The sequence below is a fragment of the Kribbella sp. NPDC049174 genome, assembly GCF_043197365.1.
Lineage (GTDB): Bacteria > Actinomycetota > Actinomycetes > Propionibacteriales > Kribbellaceae > Kribbella.
On sequence record NZ_JBICSZ010000008.1, the window covers coordinates 12,351 to 27,637 of the forward strand.

At 68.4% G+C, this 15,287-nt stretch carries 14 protein-coding genes and 1 riboswitch; of the genes, 8 read left to right on the forward strand and 6 right to left on the reverse strand.

Going from position 1 to position 15,287, the window contains the following annotated elements; translation table 11 throughout:
* Positions 1-12: 12 nt before the first annotated feature.
* From ACGFIF_RS32020 to ACGFIF_RS32040, 5 genes are all read right to left on the reverse strand, one after another.
* The gene (locus ACGFIF_RS32020; RefSeq protein ID WP_393159767.1) at positions 13-828 is read right to left on the reverse strand and encodes a sugar phosphate isomerase/epimerase family protein; all 816 of its coding nucleotides are present in this window, start codon (positions 826-828) and stop codon (positions 13-15) included.
* Positions 825-1,979, reverse strand: a complete 1,155-nt coding sequence (locus tag ACGFIF_RS32025; protein WP_393159769.1) for a dihydrodipicolinate synthase family protein — start codon at positions 1,977-1,979, stop codon at positions 825-827. Before ACGFIF_RS32025 ends, ACGFIF_RS32020 begins: the two co-directional genes overlap by 4 nt.
* Positions 1,976-3,139, reverse strand: coding sequence for a Gfo/Idh/MocA family protein (locus ACGFIF_RS32030; protein ID WP_393159771.1), 1,164 nt, complete (start codon positions 3,137-3,139; stop codon positions 1,976-1,978). Before ACGFIF_RS32030 ends, ACGFIF_RS32025 begins: the two co-directional genes overlap by 4 nt.
* An 11-nt stretch (positions 3,140-3,150) precedes the next feature.
* On the reverse strand, positions 3,151-3,885 hold the full coding sequence (locus tag ACGFIF_RS32035) for a cupin domain-containing protein (RefSeq protein WP_393159773.1): 735 nt from the start codon (positions 3,883-3,885) through the stop codon (positions 3,151-3,153).
* A 125-nt stretch (positions 3,886-4,010) separates the two neighbouring features.
* Complete coding sequence (locus tag ACGFIF_RS32040; protein WP_393159774.1) at positions 4,011-5,414, reverse strand: FGGY family carbohydrate kinase; 1,404 nt, start codon at positions 5,412-5,414, stop codon at positions 4,011-4,013.
* A 132-nt stretch (positions 5,415-5,546) separates the two neighbouring features.
* On the opposite strand from ACGFIF_RS32040, the gene ACGFIF_RS32045 reads away from it, so the two are divergent.
* The 7 genes from ACGFIF_RS32045 to ACGFIF_RS32075 all read left to right on the forward strand — a co-directional run bounded on the left by ACGFIF_RS32045 (position 5,547) and on the right by ACGFIF_RS32075 (position 12,886).
* Positions 5,547-6,443 (forward strand): nucleoside hydrolase, encoded by an 897-nt coding sequence (locus ACGFIF_RS32045; RefSeq protein WP_393159776.1) that lies wholly within the window; start codon positions 5,547-5,549, stop codon positions 6,441-6,443.
* A complete protein-coding gene (locus tag ACGFIF_RS32050; protein ID WP_393159778.1) occupies positions 6,440-7,738 on the forward strand; it encodes an ABC transporter substrate-binding protein in 1,299 nt (432 codons plus the stop codon). The genes ACGFIF_RS32045 and ACGFIF_RS32050 overlap by 4 nt, the downstream gene beginning before the upstream one ends.
* A gap of 9 nt (positions 7,739-7,747) precedes the next feature.
* Complete coding sequence (locus ACGFIF_RS32055; protein ID WP_393159781.1) at positions 7,748-8,659, forward strand: carbohydrate ABC transporter permease; 912 nt, start codon at positions 7,748-7,750, stop codon at positions 8,657-8,659.
* Positions 8,660-8,840: 181 nt separating this feature from the next.
* Entirely contained in the window at positions 8,841-9,737 is an 897-nt protein-coding gene (locus ACGFIF_RS32060) for a carbohydrate ABC transporter permease (protein WP_393159782.1), read from the forward strand.
* Positions 9,738-9,776: 39 nt separating this feature from the next.
* Complete coding sequence (locus tag ACGFIF_RS32065) at positions 9,777-10,772, forward strand: sugar phosphate isomerase/epimerase family protein (RefSeq protein ID WP_393159784.1); 996 nt, start codon at positions 9,777-9,779, stop codon at positions 10,770-10,772.
* A gap of 115 nt (positions 10,773-10,887) precedes the next feature.
* On the forward strand, positions 10,888-11,802 hold the full coding sequence (locus tag ACGFIF_RS32070) for a transketolase (protein ID WP_393159786.1): 915 nt from the start codon (positions 10,888-10,890) through the stop codon (positions 11,800-11,802).
* Between the two features lie 118 nt (positions 11,803-11,920).
* A complete protein-coding gene (locus tag ACGFIF_RS32075) occupies positions 11,921-12,886 on the forward strand; it encodes a transketolase family protein (protein WP_393159787.1) in 966 nt (321 codons plus the stop codon).
* On the opposite strand, the gene ribB is transcribed toward ACGFIF_RS32075, so the two are convergent.
* The gene (ribB, locus tag ACGFIF_RS32080) at positions 12,870-13,490 is read right to left on the reverse strand and encodes a 3,4-dihydroxy-2-butanone-4-phosphate synthase (protein WP_393159789.1); all 621 of its coding nucleotides are present in this window, start codon (positions 13,488-13,490) and stop codon (positions 12,870-12,872) included. The genes ACGFIF_RS32075 and ribB overlap by 17 nt on opposite strands.
* A 91-nt stretch (positions 13,491-13,581) precedes the next feature.
* Positions 13,582-13,715: riboswitch (FMN riboswitch) on the reverse strand.
* A gap of 52 nt (positions 13,716-13,767) precedes the next feature.
* Here ribB and ACGFIF_RS32085 point away from each other — a divergent pair.
* Entirely contained in the window at positions 13,768-15,270 is a 1,503-nt protein-coding gene (locus tag ACGFIF_RS32085; protein ID WP_393159791.1) for a DUF4038 domain-containing protein, read from the forward strand.
* Positions 15,271-15,287 lie beyond the last annotated feature (17 nt).

A 15,287-nucleotide genomic window follows, 5' to 3' on the forward strand; every position in this document is an offset into this window, starting at 1 on the left:
AGCTCCTCCGAGTTAGACGACGTGCTCCTGGTACCGCTCCAACGCCAGGTCGAAGACCTCTTGTCCTGGCGCGTCCCACAGCTTCTGGTTGAAGATCTCGACCTCGATCGGGCCGTCGTACCCGGCCGCGTCACAGGCCTCGCACAGGCGGCGCAGCTCGATCGAGCCGTCGCCCATCATGCCCCGCCCGAGCAGCGTGTCCGCCGGCAGCGGAACGACCCAGTCGCTCACCTGGTAGGACAGGATCCGCTCGCCGGCCCGCTCGATCTGCCGGTACACGTCGGCGTCCCACCACAGGTGATAGGCGTCCACGATCACGCCCACCTGCGACGCCGGGAACTGCTCGGCCAGATCGAGCGCTCCCGACAACGACGACACCACGCACCGGTCCGAGCAGAACATCGGATGCAACGCCTCGACCGCCAGCTTGACCCCACGTTCGGACGCGTACGGCGCCAGCTCGGCCAGCCCGTCGCGGACCATCTCCCGCGCTCCGTCGATATCGCGCGACCCCGGCGGCAGTCCACCACTCACGAGCACCAGCACGGAGGTCCCGATCGTGGCCGCCTCGTCGATCGCGCGGCGGTTGTCCTCGATCTTCGCCTTCCGCTCGGCCACATCGGTCGAGGTGAAGAATCCGCTCCGGCACAACGACGACACGTTCAGCCCGGCGTCCGCGACGAGCCGGGCGGCCTTGTCGACGCCGTACTCCTGGATCGGCTCACGCCACAGGCCGATCCAGGACAGCTCGGCCTTGGCGCTGGCCGCGACCACGTCCTCGAGCGGCCAGTACTTGGTCGTCGCCTGGTTCAGGCTGTAGCGATTCACGCGTCGACTCCACCCACGAGCAGCAGCTGCCGGAACCGCGCCACGGCCAGCTCAGGATTCGTCAGTACGCCGGCCTGATCGGCAAGCCGGAACGTGTCGGCCAGGTGCGGCAACGACCGGCCGGTCTGCAGACCGCCGACCATCGAGAACCCGGGCTGATGCCCGTTCAGCCAGGCCAGGAAGGCGATTCCGGTCTTGTAGTAGTACGTCGGTGCCGAGAAGATCTGCCGGGACAGCGGCACGGTCGGCGCGAACACCTCGTCGTACCGCTGCAAGTCGCCGTCGTCCAACGCCTTCAGGGCGGCTGCGGCGGCAGGCGCGATCGCGGCGAAGATGCCGAGCAGCGCGTCGCTGTAGGCATCGTCATCGCCCTTGATCAGCTCTGGGTAGTTGAAGTCGTCGCCGGTGTAGAGACGAACGCCCTCGGGCAGCCGGTTGCGCAGGGCAACTTCGCGGGACGCCTCCAGCAGCGAGACCTTGATCCCGTCGACCTTCGCCGTGTGGTCGCCGATCAGCTCGACCACCACGTCGGCCGCGGTGTCGAGCGAGTCGCTGCCCCAGTAGCCGTCGAGCGCCGGGTCGAACATCGCGCCCAGCCAGTGCAGGATCACCGGTCGCGACGACTGGTTCAGGAGCCGGTCGTACACCTTCCGGTAGTCGTCCGGCGACCCCGCCGCCGCGCACAACGCCCGGCTGGCCATCAGGATCGGCTGCGCGCCGACCTCCTCGGCGACCGCGAGCTGCTCCTCGTACGCACCGATGACCGTCTCCAGCGAGTGGTTGCCGGCCGCAAGCTGATCCGTACCGACACCGACTGCGATTCGTCCGTCCGGCGCCTCGGCCGCGGAGCGCCGGATCAGCTCCTGCGTCGCCGCCCAGTCCAGACCCATCCCGCGCTGCGCGGTGTCCATCGCCTCGGCCACCGACAGCCCGAGCGACCACAGGTGCCGCCGGAACTCGAGCGTGTGCTCCCAGTCGACCACGGCGGGCTGGCCCGGCGAATTGTCGCCGAGCGGGTCCGCCACCACATGCGCCGCAGCGAAGGCCAAGCGACTCTCCGCGGGCGCATAGGTGCCCTGGGCAACCGGTTCGCCGATCAGGCGATACTCCGACAGGCCGCCGTCCAGCGGTAGCTTGAGTGAAAGCGTCACAGCTGCGCCTCGATGTCGAGCGGCGGCACCTCGAGCTTGCGGCCCTCACGCCACGACTGCAGCCCCAGCTCCGCGAGCTGCACACCCTTGGCGCCCTCGACGAAGTCCCAGGTGAACGGCGCGTCGTCGACCACGTGCCGCAGGAACATCTCCCACTGCACCTTGAACCCGTTGTCGAACACCTCGTTGTCCGGCACCTCGGCCCACTGCTCGCGGAACTTCTCGGTGGCCGGCAGATCCGGGTTCCAGACCGGCTTCGGCGTCGCCGACCGGTGCTGCGCCCGGCACCTCCGCAGACCGGCGACCGCGCTGCCCTCGGTCCCGTCGACCTGGAACTCGACCAGCTCGTCGCGGAACACCCGGGTCGCCCAGGAGGAGTTCATCTGGGCGACGATGCCGCCCTCCAGCTCGAACACGCCGTACGCCGCGTCGTCCGCGGTGGCCGGGTACTCCTTACCCTGCTCGTCGTACCGGGTCGGGATGTGGGTCGCACCCTGGCAGTAGACCGACTTGACCGAACCGAAGATCTGGTCGAGCACGTACCGCCAGTGGCAGAACATGTCGACGATGATCCCGCCGCCCTCTTCGGACTTGTAGTTCCAGGACGGCCGCTGCGCCTCCTGCCAGTCGCCCTCGAAGACCCAGTAGCCGAACTCACCACGGACCGAGAGGATCTGGCCGAAGAACCCGCCGTCCACCAGCCGCTTCAGCTTCCGCAGGCCCGGCAGCGACAGCTTGTCCTGGACCACGCCGTTCTTCAGCCCGGAGTCGCGGACCAGGCGGGCCAGGTCGACCGCGGCCTCCAGCCCCTCGGCGATCGGCTTCTCGCAGTAGATCGCCTTACCGGCCTCGACGGCGGCGCGAACGCCCTTCTCGCGCAGCTGGGTGAGCTGGGAGTCGAAGTAGATCTCGACGTCCGGCTCGGCCAGGGCCTCGGCCAGGTCGGTGGTCCACCGGGTCAGCTCGTACTGCTCGGCGATCCGGCGCAGCTTCAGTTCGTTGCGGCCGACCAGGATCGGCTCGGGGATGATCATCGTTCCGTCCGCGGCCAGGATGCCGCCCTGCGCGCGGATTGCCACGATGGAGCGCTCGAGGTGCTGGCGCAGGCCCATCCGGCCGGTGACACCGTTCATCACAATGCCGATGCGTCGCTCGTTCACAGTCTTACCTCTCACGTATTGATCTCGTAGGTGTCGAGGCGACCGCACATGCCGTGCCGGCCGAACTCGGTGGGGGCGGGGAGTTGATGGAGTTCAGCGGTCTGCAGGTGCGGCGCGGTGCCGGCGTCCAGCGCGTCCAGCGCGGCGCCGGTCTCGTCGGCCAGGCGGCGGGCGCCCTGCTTCCAGCGGCGTCGCCAGTCCGCCAGCTGTGGCTGGACGATGCGGATCGCGGCCGCGTAGAAGTCGTCCAGCGCCGACGGACCATCGGCTTCGTACGACTCACGCAGTACGGCGAAGCCCTGCAGTGCGAGGTCGCGGCGAGCCATCGCGGACGGGGTCCGCGCCTCACCCTCGCCGGTGAGGGTGGTCGCCTGCAGATAGGTCTCGCGGTCGGTCAGGTGCTCGGGCGGGAGGGTCAGTACGGCGTCGCCAGCCTCGGGGAGACCGGAGTTCGACATCAGGGTGAGGATCTGGAGGCCGCCGCCGTTGACGAGCCGGTGGATCGTGCCGGGGTCGAACCAGACCACGGTGCCGGCCTGCAGCGGTGTCTCGGTGAAGCCCTTGGGGGTCAGGGTCTGGACCGCGCCGGAGCCGGCGATCACGTAGTACCCCTCGGAACAGGCCAGGTGGACGTGCGGCGTACCGCCGACCAGACCGTCCGGGGCCTCGATGTCATAGACCGTCAGCCGCGAGATGCCGATCCCGCCGGGCAGCGCCACCGCGGAGCCGGGCCCGAACTCGCACATGAGCGCCTCCCTCGTGAAGCCTTGGAAAGGGCTTTCCGAGGCTTGTGACCGCAACCTTAGGTGGGCTGTCACGACGAGTCAACCTGTTGCGGAAAGCGATCTCCGACCGCATCCGGCCAACCCCGCTAGGTACGCACGGCCGCCACGGCAAGTGCCCAGTGGGTACGGCGGGCAACCCGGGATTCGGGGTCGATCGCCGGCTCGAAGATGCGTCCCGTGCGCTTGTCGGCCCACGAGGTGGTCTCACCGAGGGTGGTCCAGGCGAGTTCGGCGGTGCCGAGGGCGGAGATCTCGGCGACGTCCGCCGCCTCGACCGGGTGGCCGAGCAGGTCGGCCTGGGTCTGCATCAGCAGGTCGGAGACGGTCGCGCCGCCGTCGGCCCGCAGGCGACCGGGCGTGCCGGGAATCGTGTCGACGATGTCGCAGATCTGATGAGCGACGGCGTCGACGCAGGCGCGCGCGACGTGTGCGCGGGTGGTGGAACTGCTCATGCCGGTCAGCGCAGCCCGGGCGTTCCGATCCCAGTGCGGCGCGCCCAAGCCCGCGAGTGCCGGCACCAGTACGACGCCGCCCGTGTCAGGCACCGTGGCCGCCATCGCCACCAATGCGCCGACATCCGGCAGGCCGAGCAACTCCGCGGTCCAGGCCAGCGCTGCGCCGGACGACACGATGTTGCCCTCGAGCGCGTAGAGCGGCTCGTCGGTCAGCCAGGCCAGCGTGCAGCCATCCGCGACGAACGCGTCGACCGGCGTCATCACCGACGTCCCGGTCCCGTACGTCGCCTTGATCATCCCGGCCCGTGTGCATCCCTGCCCGTACATCGCCGCATGTGAGTCGGCCAGTACGGCGACGATCGGGATCCCGTCCCGCAGTCCTGGTACGCCGGACGTCGTGCCGAAGCCGCCGTTCGACGCCCGCACCTCCGGCAAGACCGACTTCGGTATGCCGAACGCGTCCAGCAGCGACGTGGACCAGTCGAGGTCGAGAACGTCGTACAGCAAGGTGCGGGACGCGTTGCCGGCGTCGGTCAGATGCTCCCGGCAACCAGTCAGCCGATGGATCAACCAGGAGTCGATCGTGCCGACGCGATCCGCGGTCGCGTGATCGAGCAGCCAGTGCAGCTTGGGTGCGGAGAACATCGCGTCGACGCGCAGTCCAGTGCGCTCGCGGACCAGCGCGTCGACCGAGGCCGGCAACGCGGCGCACCAGGCAGTCGTCCGTACGTCCTGCCAGCCGATGACCGGTCCCACTGCCTCGCCCTGGCTGTTCCACCCGACGACCGACTCACGCTGTGTTGACAGGGCGATCCCGGCGATCTCCACGGGACCAGCCGCGGTAACGCACTGTGAGACGGCCCGAAGCACGCTCTGCCAGATGTCCTCGGCGTCCTGTTCGGCCCAGCCCGGCTGAGGTGTGGACAGCCTGACCGGCGCCGATCCGGTCGACAACACGGCGCCGTCCGGGCTGACCAGGACGGCCTTCGAGTTGGTCGTGCCCTGGTCGATGGCCAGCACCGCGGATTCGCCCACGTCCAGCGCCTTTCCGGTGGGACAACTTTCAACTGAGGTCTTGACGGGACTCTAGCGTCATGGCGACACTCATCGCGACAGGTTATGCACTAGTGAATATCCATTCAAAGTGTGAACAGGGAGGTCGCAGGGGTGACGAAGCCGAGCAGACGCCGGGTGATCATCAACACGGACGCGAAGAACGAGGCGGACGACCAGTTCGCGATCGTGCACGGGCTGCTGTCGCCCACGTTCGACATCCGCGGGCTGATCGCCGCGCACTTCGGCACCCGGCGGTCGGACCGGAGTATGGCGGAGTCGCGCGAGGAGATCGACCTGCTGGTCGACCTGATGGATCTGACCGGCCAGGTGCCGGTCGCGAACGGTGCGCCGACCGGGATCCCGGACGAGCAGACCCCGCTGGACTCGCCCGGTGCGCGGCTCATCATCGAGGAGTCCCAGCTGGCGTCGGCGGGCGATCCGCTGTTCGTGTCCTTCCTCGGCCCGCTGACCGACATGGCCTCGGCGATCCTGCTCGACCCGGAGATCGTGCACCGCGAGGTGATCGTGATCTGGATCGGCGGCCGCGGGTACGACGGCTACACGTCGTACCCGGGGATCGAGTTCAACCTGTCCAACGACATCCACGCCGCCAACGTGGTGTTCGGCTCCGGTATCACCATCTGGCAGGTGCCGAGCGACGTGTACACGAAGGTCTCGGTGAGTTACGCGGAACTCGACGAGAAGATCGGCGACGCCGGCCCGCTCGGCAAGTACCTGATCGAGCAGTTGCACGAGTGGAACGCCACCTACCACGGCGAGCCGATCGAGTCCCGCTCTCTCGGCGACTCACCGGCGATCGCCTTGATGCTGTTCCCGCGCAGTGGGGACCTGCGGGTCCGGCCGGCGCCGCGGTTCGGCGTCGACGGCTGGTACCTGCCCGGTACCGACAACCCCATCAGCGTCTGCGAACACGTCGACGTCCGGTTCCTGCTGGAGGACATGTTCGCCAAGATCCGCCGTTTCGCCCGGCAAAGGAGTCAGTCATGACCGGTAGTTCGTTCACCCGCCGAGGGTTCCTCGGTCTCACGTCCGCCGCCGCTGTCGGCGTCGGTCTGTCCGCCTGCACCGGTGGTGGTGCGTCGACCAGCGGTGGCGCCACCGCGGCGGCCTCGAACAACCTGCGGCTGTTCACCTACGAAGCCGACGAGACGATCGGCCTGCTCAAGGCGCAGGTCAAGAAGTTCGACGAGCAGAACGGCACCACCACGACAGTGGACAGCCTGCCCGGGTCCGGTGCGGCGGTGTACCCCGACAAGCTGCGGACCGAGTTGCTCGGTGGAAAGGGCCCGGATGTCTGGCGGATCTGGGGCGGCCAGATCGGCGCGCCGTTCGCGAAGGCCAAGCAGTCTCTCGACCTGGCGCCGTACTACTCGAAGTTCGGCTGGGACTCGAAGATCAACACCGCGGCGATCAGCGGGATGACGTTCGACGGCGTGAAGGCCGGGGTCCCGTTCGTCTCCCTCGGAATAGGTGCCTGGTACAACAAGTCGCTGCTCGCCAAGGCGGGCGTGAGCGGTCCGCCGACGACGTACGCCGAGCTGGAGGCGATGAACGACAAGCTCGTCGCGGTCGGCGTGACGCCGTGTGGCCTCGGTGGGAAGTACGGCTGGGACATCATGCGGCTGTTCGAGTACCTGCTCGAGCACACCGCCGGGCCGGAGCTGCACGACAAGCTGCTCACCGGCGGCGAGAGCTGGGACCGGCCCGAGGTGGTCGAGGCGTTCGCGCTGTTCAAGAAGTGGCAGGACAAGAAGTGGCTGCCGGAGGGTGCGCTCGGTCTGGACCCGGCCGATATCGAGCCCGCGTACGTCCAGGGCAAGACGGCGTACACGATCACCGGACCGTGGACCGAAGCGGCCGCGATCCTGTCCGCGAAGAAGAACCCGGCCGGCTTCGGCAACTTCGAGCTGCCCACCGACCAGAGCCCGGCCCGCCACTCCGGCTTCGTCGAGGGCTACATGATCAACGCCAAGACGGGGAACGCCGACAAAGCCGCGGCGCTGATCGACTTCATCGTCCAGCCCGCGACGCAGAAGGCGATGCAGGTCAGCGCCTCGACCGTGAAGGGTGCCGAGCCCGACCCGAAGGCCCTGCCGTTGTCGGCCGAATGGTCACAGAAGTACGGCTCGAACCCGTTCTACACGATCCAGGACCAGGCGTTCCCGAAGAAGCAGGCCGACCAGTACTTCAGCGTGCAGAGCGACCTGCTGCAGGGTTCGGTCACCCCGGAAGCGGCCGCGAAGAAGATGCAGGAGATCGTCTCCGCCTGGGCGAAGGGCTGAGTCGAGGTCATGGCGACGGTCGCACTCTCGAAGCCCGCCCCGGCGAAGGTCAAACGCGGTGGCAAGTGGTCACCCTGGTTGTTCGCCCTGCCCGCACTGGTGGTGTACGTCGCGTTCCTGGTGTACCCGGCGATCTCCTCACTGTGGTTCAGCCTGACCGACTGGGACGGCCTGAGTGCGACGTACAACTTCGTCGGGCTGGACAACTACGCCAAGATGCCGAGCGATCCGGTGGTCGCCACCGCGGTCCGGAACAACCTGATCTGGACCGTGGTGACGATCGTGGTCCCGACCGTGATCGGGCTCGGCCTCGCGATCGCGCTGAACGGCAAGGTGCACGGCAAGCCGGTCCTGCGGCTGATCTTCTACACCCCGGCCGTGCTGCCGCTGGTCTCGATCGCCTCGATCTGGGGCTGGCTCTACAACCCGCAGTACGGCGCGATCAACTCGTTCCTCCGGTTGATCGGTCTGGACGGGCTGGCCCAGCCGTGGCTCGGGCAGGACTCGACCGCGTTGTGGGCGGTGATGGTGCCGGCCATCTGGTTGCGGACCGGCTTCCCGATGTTGCTCTACCTGGCCGCGCTGCAAGGGATCCCGAACGAGCTGTACGAGGCCGCGACGGTCGACGGTGCGAGCCGCTGGCAACAGTTCTGGCACGTGACGATGCCGAGTCTGCGGCCGGCCCACTACATCGTGCTGGCGCTGTCGCTGATCGACTCGTTCAAGGTCTTCGACATGATCTACGCGATGACGTACGGCGGTCCTGGTACGGCGACACAGGTGATGGGGACGTGGATGTACGCCAACGTCTTCCAGTACTACCAGGCGGGATACGGCACCGCGATCGCCGTGGTGATCACCCTCGTGGCGATCGCAGTCGGCATCCCGTACGTGCGCTCCCAGACCAAGGAGGCGTCATGACAGTGCTTTTGGCCGGGCCTCCGGCGCCGGCGTGGTCATGGGGCCTTGGCTCCCGGCCTTCCCTCGTCACTCCAGTCGCTTCGCTCCCTCCGCTCCTCAGTCCAGGCCTTGGCTCCCGGCCTTCCCTCGTCACTCCAGTCGCTTCGCTCCCTCCGCTCCTCAGTCCAGGCCGGGAGGCCCCATGACCTCGATCGCACCGGTCCGGGTCGACGCGCCCGTCGTACCGACTGAGACTGTGCCGGCGAGCGAGCCGCCGAAGGGCCGGAAGGGCCTGGTCATCACGTTGGTGCTCGTGGTGGTGGCGCTGTTCTGGATCTCGCCGCTGGCGTTGCTGGTGATCACCGCGGTCCGGCCGCTGTCGGACTTCATCGGCAGCGGGCCGCTGTCCTGGCCGGACCAGTTCACCTGGTCGAACTTCAAGGACGCGTGGGGGATCGGCAACTTCGCCACCACCTACCGCAACAGCGCGCTGCTGGCCCTGATGAAGGTGCCGCTCGGCGTGCTGATCTCGGCGATGCTCGGGTACGCGCTGGCCAAGCTGCGGATGAGGTTCCGCCGGACGGTGATGTTCGCGGTGTTTCTCGGGCTGACCATCCCGATCTACATCACCATCGTCCCGGTCTTCATCATGATGCGCTCGGCCGGTGCGACCGACAGCCTGTTCGGGTTGCTCGGGCCGTACCTGGCCTTCGGCATCCCGTTCGAGGTGCTGGTGCTGCAGTCGTTCTTCCGGCAGATCCCGGACGAGATCCTGGAGGCCGCCAAGGTCGACGGCGCCGGCGACTGGCGGATCTTCTTCACCATGATCCTGCCGCTGTCGCTGCCGGCCCTGGTGACGGTGGCGATCCTGGACGCGGTGGCGACCTGGAACGAGTTCCTGTTCGCGCTGATCCTGCTGAACTCCGACGCCACCAAGACGATCCCGGTCGGACTGCTCAACTTCCAGGGCCAGTTCGCCAACAACAACACCGGTCTCGCGGCGGGCATCCTGATCGCCGTGGTGCCGATCCTGATCGCGTACACCCTCCTGCAGCGCTGGATCGTCGGCGGCCTCACGGCCGGCGCGACCAAGGGCTGACCGACTAGTGAAACCGCCCCGACAGAAGAGATGACGACAATGACTGATCTACCGACCTTCGGTGCCGGCATCTGGCACTTCGCCACCTACAAGGACCGCTACGCGACCGACGGGTACGGCGATCCGGTCGGGCTGCTGGAGCAGATCGACCGGGCCGGCGCCGTCGGCGACCTGTCCGTGGTCGACCTGAACTGGCCGTTCGCCGGGTACGACGGGACGCTCGACGAGGTGAAGGCGGCGCTGGCGCGGAACAACCTGAAGGCGATCGCGATCACCCCGGAGATCTATACCCGCGACTTCGTCAAGGGCTCCTTCACCAACCCCGATCCGGGCGTCCGCAAGCAGGCGCTGGACCTGATGCACAACGCCACCGAGCTGGCCAAGGACCTGGGCTGCTCGTACGTGAAGCTGTGGCCCGGCCAGGACGGCTGGGACTACCCGTTCCAGGTGAACTACCACGACATCTGGAACCTGGCGCTGGACGGCCTTCGCGAACTCGTCTCGGCCCACCCGGACATCGACTTCGTGATCGAGTACAAGCCGCGCGAGCCGCGGGTCAAGATCATCTTCCCGAACGTCGCCCGGACCCTGCTCGGGATCGAGAAGATCGGCCTGCCCAACCTCGGCATCCTGCTCGACTTCGGCCACTCGCTGTACGGTCAGGAGACGCCGGCCGACGCGGCGCAGCTGGCGATCGACTACGGCCGGCTGTTCGCGATCGACGTGAACGACAACCTGCGCGGCTGGGACGACGACATGGTGGTCGGCTCGGTCCACCTGGTCGAGACGTTCGAGTTCTTCCACACGCTGCGGCGGAACAACTGGGAGGGCGTCTGGCAGCTGGACCAGTTCCCGTTCCGCGAGGACAGCGTCGAGGCCGCGAAGCAGGCGATCCGCTTCCTCAAGGCGGTGCACCACGCCCTCGACGTCCTGGACGAGGAGGCTCTCGCCGCGGCCCAGGCGTCCCATGACGCGCTGGCCGCGCAGAAGCTGGTCCAGAAGGTACTGCTGAGTTCCATGGCGGAGATCGCATGACTGTGTTGAACGCCTCGCCTCCGGCTCGGGGGTCACGGGGCTTTGACTCCCGGCCTTCCCTCGTCACTCCAGTCGCTTCGCTCCCTCCGCTCCTCAGTCCAGGCCGGGAGGCCCCATGACCCTGACCGTCGAACACACGACGATGCCGGTGCTCGGTCGGCTGCCGCTGCACAGCAGCCGGGCCGAGCAGGTCGCGCACATCGCCGAGGCGGCCAAGCAGATCCGGATCCAGGACCTCAAGCTGGTCCACCACGCAGGCGCCGGCCACATCGGCGGTGACTTCTCCGCGATCGACATCCTGGCCACCTTGTACGGCGCGGTCCTCGACATCACCCCGGACACGGTGACCGACCCGGAGCGGGACCGGTTCATCCTGAGCAAGGGCCATGTCGCCGGTGCGCTCTACACCACCCTCGCCGCCTTCGGGTTCCTGCCGGTCGAGGAGCTCGCGACCTTCCTCAAACCCCTGTCCGCGTTGAACGGGCACCCCAACCGGAACAAGGTGGCCGGGGTCGAGGCCAACACCGGTCCGCTCGGTCACGGACTACCGGTTGCGGTCGGACATGCGTTGTCGGCCAAGCTCGACGTCTCGTTGCGCCGTACCTATGTGCTGGTCGGGGACGGCGAGCTGCAGGAGGGCAGCAACTGGGAGGCGATGATGGCGGCCTCGCAGTACCAGCTGGACCGGCTGACCGTGATCGTCGACCGGAACCGGCTGCAGCAGGGTGCCACCACGAAGGAGACCAACGACCTGGATCCGCTGCCGGAGAAGGCGACCGCGTTCGGGTTCGCGGTGGTGGAGGTGAACGGGCACGACCACGGCGAGTTGCTCGACGTGCTGTCCGCCGTACCGTTCCGGCCGGGCAAGCCGACCTTCGTGATCGCGCACACGCACAAGGGCCACCCGATCTCGTTCATGAGCAACAACGTCGCCTGGCACCACCGGGTGCCCGACGAAGAGGAGTTCCAGCAGGCCCTGACCGAGCTGGAAGTCGGGGGCAGACCTCGATTCGACAGGGAGCCGGTATGACGGTGCTTTTGGCCGGGCCTTCGGCGCCGGCAGGGTCATGGGGCCTTGGCTCCCGGCCTTCCCTCGTCGCTCCAGTCGCTGCGCTCCCTGCGCTCCTCAGTCCAGGCCGGGAGGCCCCATGACCACCGTGCACACGTCCGTCGCCGACCAGCCGCGGTACGACTGCCGGGACGCGTATGTCGAGACGCTCGCCGAGCTCGCACACGCCGACCACCGGATCGTCGGGGTGGTGAACGACTCGGTCGGTTCGAGCAAGCTGAACAGTTTCCGCAAGGCGTTCCCGGACCGGTTGATCAACGTCGGGATCGCCGAGCAGGACATGGTCGGCGTGGCGTCGGGGCTGGCCAACGGCGGCCGGATCCCGTTCGTCTCGGCCGCGTCCTGCTTTCTGACCGGCCGCGCGCTGGAACAGATCAAGGCGGACGTCGCCTACTCGAACACCAACGTGAAGCTGTGCGGGATGAGCCCCGGCGTCGCGTACGGCGAACTGGGCCCGACCCACCACTCGATCGAGGACATCGCCTGGCTGCGGGCGATCGCGAACCTGACCGTGATCGTGCCGGCCGACCCGATCGAGACGGCGGCCGCGCTGCGCTGGGCGGCGGCCTCGGACGGGCCGGTGTTCATCCGGGTCAGCCGGATGAGTGTGCCGAAGGTGTACGCGGAGGACTACGAGTTCCAGCTGGGCAAGGCGATCACGGTCCGGGCCGGTGACGATGTCACGCTGATCAGTAACGGCACCGTGCTGTGGCGGGCGATGGTCGCGGCCGAGCAGCTCGCCACCGAAGGGATCTCGGCCCGGGTGCTGTCGATGCCGACGGTGAAACCGCTGGACGTCGACGCCGTGGTCGCGGCCGCGCGGGAGACGGCCGGCATCGTCACCGCGGAGGAGGCGGTGACCGGCGGCGGCCTCGGCGGTGCGGTCGCGGAGACCGTCGTACAGCATCATCCGGCGCGGGTGTCGATCCTCGGGATCCCCGAGTTCGCACCCACGGGGTCGGCCGGATATCTGCTGGACCGCTACGGGCTCTCGCCGGAGGGCATCGCGGACTCCGCCCGGCAGTTGCTCAAGACAAGTAACTGACCAGGTCGGCGATCGAGATCATCGCGAGATCGTGAGTGTCGGCGAACGCGCGCAGGTCGGGCCCGGTCATCAGGGTGCCGTCGTCGTTCATCAGTTCGCCGATCACACCGACCGGCGGCAGTCCGGCCAGCCGGACGAGTTCGACGGTGGCCTCGGTGTGACCGGGCCGCTGCCGGACGCCGCCCTCCACCGCGCGCAACGGGAGGATGTGACCGGGCCGGATCAGGTCCGCGGGCTGTGCCGACGGGTCGGCCAGCACGCGGACGGTCCGGGCCCGGTCGGCCGCCGAGATCCCGGTCCCGATCCCGGTGCTCGCGTCGACCGAGATCGTGTACGCGGTCCGCAGGCTGTCCTGGTTGTTCGGCACCATCAGCGGGAGCTCGAGCCGGTCGAGGAGCTCCGGCGCGGCCGGGGCGCAGACGTAGCCGCTGGTGTGGCGGACCAGCAGGGCCATCAGTTCGGGAGTGGCGAGGCTCGCGGCGAAGGTCAGGTCGCCTTCGTTCTCGCGGTCCTCGTCGTCGACGACCACGACGGGCCGGCCCAGGGCGATCTCTTCGATCGCGCGCTGGATGGTGTCCAGGTGGGTTGTAGTCGCGGAGCTCACGGTCGTTGTCCTCTCGGCCTGGCACTCCGGGGCAACGACAAGCTCCGCGGGCACCTCCGACGGAACCGTCGGCAGCGCACCGCGAAGACTGCCACGTGCGTCTTCCCATCCGGACTTTCACCGTCGGTCCCGGAGTTCCACCAGGTCAACCGCACCTCCTCGCGGAGGTACGGGTCGCGGACTGTCACCGCCGGCTCGGAATTTCACCGACCCCAGAGCACGTGTGGTCTTGCTGTTCGCCGCTCAGTCTATCCGTCACAACCACCCTTGGAGTGTCATGTCCATCTCAGTCTGGCGTGAGCACGAGCTCGAGCTGACCGGTGTTCCGGAGGTCGCCGACCCCTACACCGACGTCGAGGTCTGGGCGGAGTTCGAGCACGAATCCGGCCTGCGGCTGCGGCGCCCGGCCTTCTGGGACGGTGGACGGACGTGGCGCGTCCGCTTCGCTGCGCCCGAGCCCGGCCGCTGGAAGTGGTCGAGTGGCGACGAGAGTGGTGAGTTCGACGTCACCGCCGCCGACAGCGAGCACCCGTTCTACGCCCACGGTTTCTGGCGGATGTCGCCCGGCGGCCGCAGCCTGGTGCACGCGGACGGTACGCCCGCGATCCTGGCCGCGGACACCGCGTGGGCGCTGCCCTGGCGAGCGACACCCGAGCAGGTCCGGGAGTACGCCGCCGACCGGCAGGCCAAGGGCTTCAACGCCGTACTGCTGATGACTGTCCAGCCCGACATGCGAGCCGTCGGCCCGCGGGACCGCACTCAGGACGAGAGCTTCGCCGTCGGTTTCGAGGACCTCCCCGAGGGCCACCTGAACGAGCTGAACGTCGAGTACTTCCAGTACCTCGACGAACTGCTCCGGATCCTGGTCGACCACGGCCTCGTCCCGGTCCTCCAGCCCGTGTTCCAGGGCTTCGGCTGGAAGGGCCTCGAAGTCGCCGGCACCGTCGTACCGCCGGCTGAGTACGCGCGGTACTGCCGCTACCTCGTCGCCCGGTACGGCGCTCAGCCCGCGATCTACCTGGTCGGCGGCGACGGATCGGGCCGCGAACCGCAGATCGCAGCCGGTGGAGAGGAGGTGCACGCGACCGACTGCTACGGCCAGCCGACCGGGATCCACTACCGGCCCCACATCCAGGCGAACGCCCACCAGGACGCGGAGTGGCTCGACTTCCAGTGGTGCCAGACCGGCCACCAGGGCGAGCACGTGCCCGAGCGAGTCGCGGACATGTGGCGGAACCTGCCGGTCAAGGCCGTCGCGAACGGCGAGCCGACGTACGAGAACACCCGGGACCTCGGCAGGGCGGCCGGCTGGTGGCAGGGGCACGAGGCCTGGAGCAACCTGTGTGCGGGCGGGACGATGGGCGTCGTCTACGGCGCGGGCAGTCTGTGGCAGTGGCTGTTGCACCCGGGTGAGACCGGCCAGTCGGAGTTCTTCACCGCGCCGGGAGCCGGCTGGCGCGAGGCGGTCGGCTTCGAGGGGTCGTCGTACGTCGGGCTGCTGCCGAAGATCCTCGCGGGGCTGGCGACGACCGACATGGCACCGGACTGGACCGGGGCGATCACCGGGCGGGCGCTGAGCGTGCCCGGCGAGCTGTTCGTGGTGTACCGGGACAACGGCGGGCCGGTGATGATCTTCGACGACGCGATTCCGCTCGGTTACCGGATCGTGGATCCGCGCGACGGCTCGGTGGTCGCGACCGGGAAACGCGCCGCGCCGCGGGATCCGCTGCCAGACCCAGGCGGCGCACCGCGCGTCTACATCTGCGCGGCTGACCTATAGTCCAATGCTGATCGTCT

Coding starts and splice junctions, on each gene's coding strand:
- ACGFIF_RS32035 (WP_393159773.1), bottom strand. CDS start 3,885: ATGTGCGAGTTCGGGCCCGGCTCCGCGGTGGCGCTGCCCGGCGGGATC.
- ACGFIF_RS32050 (WP_393159778.1), top strand. CDS start 6,440: ATGACCGGTAGTTCGTTCACCCGCCGAGGGTTCCTCGGTCTCACGTCC.
- ACGFIF_RS32055 (WP_393159781.1), top strand. CDS start 7,748: ATGGCGACGGTCGCACTCTCGAAGCCCGCCCCGGCGAAGGTCAAACGC.
- ACGFIF_RS32060 (WP_393159782.1), top strand. CDS start 8,841: ATGACCTCGATCGCACCGGTCCGGGTCGACGCGCCCGTCGTACCGACT.
- ACGFIF_RS32065 (WP_393159784.1), top strand. CDS start 9,777: ATGACTGATCTACCGACCTTCGGTGCCGGCATCTGGCACTTCGCCACC.
- ACGFIF_RS32070 (WP_393159786.1), top strand. CDS start 10,888: ATGACCCTGACCGTCGAACACACGACGATGCCGGTGCTCGGTCGGCTG.
- ACGFIF_RS32075 (WP_393159787.1), top strand. CDS start 11,921: ATGACCACCGTGCACACGTCCGTCGCCGACCAGCCGCGGTACGACTGC.
- ACGFIF_RS32085 (WP_393159791.1), top strand. CDS start 13,768: ATGTCCATCTCAGTCTGGCGTGAGCACGAGCTCGAGCTGACCGGTGTT.